Origin of the sequence: Flavonifractor plautii ATCC 29863 (assembly GCF_000239295.1) — a bacterium.
In the GTDB taxonomy this organism is placed as follows: Bacteria; Bacillota; Clostridia; order Oscillospirales; family Oscillospiraceae; genus Flavonifractor; species Flavonifractor plautii.
Map to the genome: position 1 here is coordinate 1 of NZ_JH417651.1, position 3,417 is coordinate 3,417.

Genomic DNA, 3,417 nt, shown 5'->3' on the forward strand with positions numbered 1-3,417 from the left:
TGCCTGCGTTGCTTCAGGCGGCTTCCGGACGCACATAGATCTCATCAATATAGACCCAGGTGCTCCTGCCCAGCCTGCGGTTGCGGATGATGCGGTTGAATACGCTGTCCAGCACCACCAGCATCCCCACGGGAAGGAGCTGCTTGCCCAGATCCCGGATGTCGTAGCAGAGGATGCGGGAGCTTGTGTCCACATTGGTGGGCTTGGCAAAGGTGTTCAGGCTGCCCTCGGTGAACAGCTCAATGGCCAGGGCCACGTCGCGAGCCTCTGGCTCCGGCTGGCGGAGCAGTTCCGCGTGGAAATCCCGCAGGGTGGGGACGCTGCCCTGGTACCCGCCCCGGATGTAGCCGTGGTAGCACTGGGCCGTGCAGCGGTCGATGATGGACTTCTCCTTGGCGGAGAGCTGGCGGCTGCCCATGAGCTGCTCACACAGCGAGAGAAGAAACTCGGACTTGAGCACCACCGGGTTCTCCCCGTCGCCGTAACCCTGCTCCATGTCCATGGCGTTGATGTGGTTGGGCGAAGTCGCGGAGATATTGACCACCTCGCCGCCCAGCCCTTCAATGATGGGCCGGTACTCCGATTCCGGGTCGATACAAATAATATCGTCGCCGGTGGCCAGGGCCAGCGCCGCCAGCTCCCGCTTGGCGGTGAAGGACTTGCCGGAGCCGGAGACGCCCAGGACAAACCCGTTGCCGTTGAGCAGCTCCTTCCGGTTGGCCAGGATGAGGTTCCGGCTGATGACATTCTGACCGTAGTACACGCCGCCCTGGTGGCGGATCTCCTGGGCCTTGAAGGGCATGAGCACGGCCAGGGCCTCGGTGGTGAGGGTGCGCAGGGCGCTAATCCGTCGCAGGCCCAGGGGCAGGGCGGTGACGAGGCCGTCCGCCTGCTGCCAGCTCAGAGGGGCGAGCTGGCACAGATGCTTCCGGGCGATGGACTGGAGGGCTTCCGTGTCGCTGTCCAGCTCCTTCCTGCTGTCCGCCAGATGCACCAGCGTCACCACGGCGAACAGCATCCGCTGGTCACGGGTGGTCAGGTCGTCCAGCATCTCGCGGGTCTCCTTCCGCTGCTGCTCCAGATCGTAGGGGACAATGGCGGAGAAGTTGTTGCTGCTGTTCTGCCGGCGCTGCCAGTTGGTGACATTGGTCTCCACCCCAAGCAGGCGGTTCTGCAGCTCCCGCACGGCCTCGTCCGTTGGGACGGGGATGATGTCGATGGACAGCATCAGGTTTCGGTTCAGACCGGTCAGCTCGTTGATCATGGAGTCCTTGATGTAGCTGGCGTACTCCTTGAGGAACAGCACGCGGCCGTACTTGTTCCCCATGACGAAGTGATCCTTCCTGAATTCCAGGCTGTCCGGGCAGATGGCGTCCTTGAAGGAGTGGCCGCGGAGCATACACTCACGCAGATCCAGGCGGTACTCCGTCTCCTCGCCGGCGCGGTAGAAGTCGTGGAGCACCCGCAGGCGCTCCACCGCGTCCAGCTCCTCGCTGTGGGAGTCCAGATGGTTCAGCCGGGAGGTCACATCGTGTACCACCCGGTCAAAGAATGTGCGGGCCTCCTCCACGCTCTTGCGGTAAACGGACAGGGTGATATACCGCTCCTGGGCCACGCTGTTGGAGGAGTCGGTGACCTTGTCCATGAGCATGGCGTTGTACTCGGCCCGGTAGCCGTCCAGCGCGTCATCCTGTCGGGGAAGCAGGATCTCCCGTTCAAAGTCCTCCCGGTTGACCCGCTTGTTGTTGATGGTGATCTTGGTGGTGGACCCGGCATCCAGCGCGTTGAGCAGCTCGGAGTAGTCCAGGAACATGGCCGTCTTGTCCTCTTTGGATGCGATGGCGTAGTTGATGTCGCTGAACCGCAGGGTCTTGGAGAATTTGCTTCCGAATTGAAAAATCCCATCCGGCCAGAGGCGGCGGATGGGGATGGCGTCCTGTACGGATTTCGGCACCTCGAATGTCTCTTTGTCCTGCTTTAACGTGGTCAGCAGGGTTTTAATCAAGCTTGAGAGCCTCCTTCAGCGTTGAATTTTCCAAGGCTTTGGCATACAGGTGGTCCGATTTGAATACGAGCCGCTTCGGATAGAGCAGCTCGGAGCGGATCACAGCCAGGATAAACTGTTCAAAGGTCATGCTGTTATACCGAAAAAAGCCGCCCAGGGCAAAGGGAAAGGCGGCCAGGACACACACCCAGCCAACCTCGCTGCCCAGTACCGGGCGCAGGCCGAAGTAGATGCCCACGGCCACGGCGACGGCCAGCAGGGCGAAAATAAACTGCCGCAGGGTGAGGCCAAAAAACAAGCTCTCCTGATAGTCCCGTACTTCCTTGTTGATGCGTACCTCCAGTGAACTCACCTCCGGTTTTAAGAATTGGCAGACAGACGGTTGCAAAAGCTGTCTGTCTATGCTAATATGCCACAAACAAAAAAGGGAGGTTGTGGCGATGGTGGTTTTGATGCTTGGGGCGGGGCTGTGCCTCCTGCCCTTACTGCTGAGTCTGGCGATCCGGCTCCGGCTGGGAATCCCGCTTGTGTATGTGCTGCTGATGCTCACCGTGTTCCACGGCTGGTATCAGGCCCACACGGCGCTTGCGGACGGCATCCTTCTCCTCCTGGTCGGCGCAGCCGCCCTCTCTTGGGTGGTGACGCTGGTGCGGAAGGCGGCTGAAGTTCTGGGGGATGCACTGGCTGAGCACGCCGCAGCGAAGCGGCTTGTCCAGCGTGTACGGCAGGCCAGGGCGGCGGGGACATCCATAGTGGATACGGAGGAACTGTAATGTTTACAGGCCCATCAGCTCCCGGATGAGCCGGTCGCTCATCTTGATGGCCCCCACCAGCACCAGCATATTGAAAATCAGTTCGCCAACATAGTTCCACACAATGGTGGCTGGAGCGAGAGAGCTGTCCGCTATGGCGGGCGGGGTCGAGGCGAAGGCGGAGAAAATCACACAGGCCAATACAATCACACAGCCCTCCAGGCAGATGGCGGTGTAGCTTTTCAAAAAGGCCACGCCGATGTTGCTGGAGGGCTGTCCTGCAAAGCTGGCCAGCGGTACAGGTGCGATAGCCGTCGCAATATAGAGTTTGAAAAAACGGCTGTAGACGGTCAGAATCATGACCAGGGCCAGCACCCAGATAAACAGGGAGCCCAGCAGAGTGATGGCCCACAGGGGGATGCTCTCGATCAACCCCACGCTCTCAATGATGGCCACCATCTCGTCCGGCAGTGTGGTGGCGCTTAGATCCGCCAGGCCAGACGAGTCCATGATGGTGGAGATCATGCCCTGGGCCACACGGAACAGGGCGGTCATGAGCTCCATCCCATACATTACCGCGGCTTGGGCCAGAATAAAACGGACAAAGCATTTGAAGGCCATTTCCGGCTTCTTCAGCTCGGTAAAGCTGCCGCAGGTCTT

The 3,417-nt window shown here is 60.3% G+C and carries 3 protein-coding genes and 1 pseudogene; 1 reads left to right on the forward strand and 3 read right to left on the reverse strand.

The genetic code is table 11. The annotated features are described in order from the left end of the window. Positions 1-31: 31 nt before the first annotated feature. Positions 32-2,005 (reverse strand): annotated as a pseudogene (locus HMPREF0372_RS02065) (VirB4-like conjugal transfer ATPase, CD1110 family); the annotation flags it as partial. Next, positions 1,998-2,348 (reverse strand): PrgI family protein, encoded by a 351-nt coding sequence (locus HMPREF0372_RS02070; RefSeq protein WP_033118063.1) that lies wholly within the window; start codon positions 2,346-2,348, stop codon positions 1,998-2,000. The gene HMPREF0372_RS02070 and the pseudogene HMPREF0372_RS02065, both read right to left, overlap by 8 nt. Positions 2,349-2,445: 97 nt before the next feature. Here HMPREF0372_RS02070 and HMPREF0372_RS02075 point away from each other — a divergent pair, with 97 nt between their 5' ends. Continuing rightward, positions 2,446-2,778, forward strand: a complete 333-nt coding sequence (locus tag HMPREF0372_RS02075) for a hypothetical protein (RefSeq protein WP_033118049.1) — start codon at positions 2,446-2,448, stop codon at positions 2,776-2,778. Between the two features lie 3 nt (positions 2,779-2,781). Here the strand turns inward: HMPREF0372_RS02075 and HMPREF0372_RS19950 are convergent. Further along, positions 2,782-3,417, reverse strand: a 636-nt coding sequence (locus tag HMPREF0372_RS19950; protein WP_007488552.1) for a hypothetical protein, incomplete at its 5' end; no start/stop codon positions are given.

Excerpts from the sequence above, each read along its gene's own strand:
- HMPREF0372_RS02075 (WP_033118049.1), top strand. The coding sequence starts at position 2,446 with ATGGTGGTTTTGATGCTTGGGGCGGGGCTGTGCCTCCTGCCCTTACTG.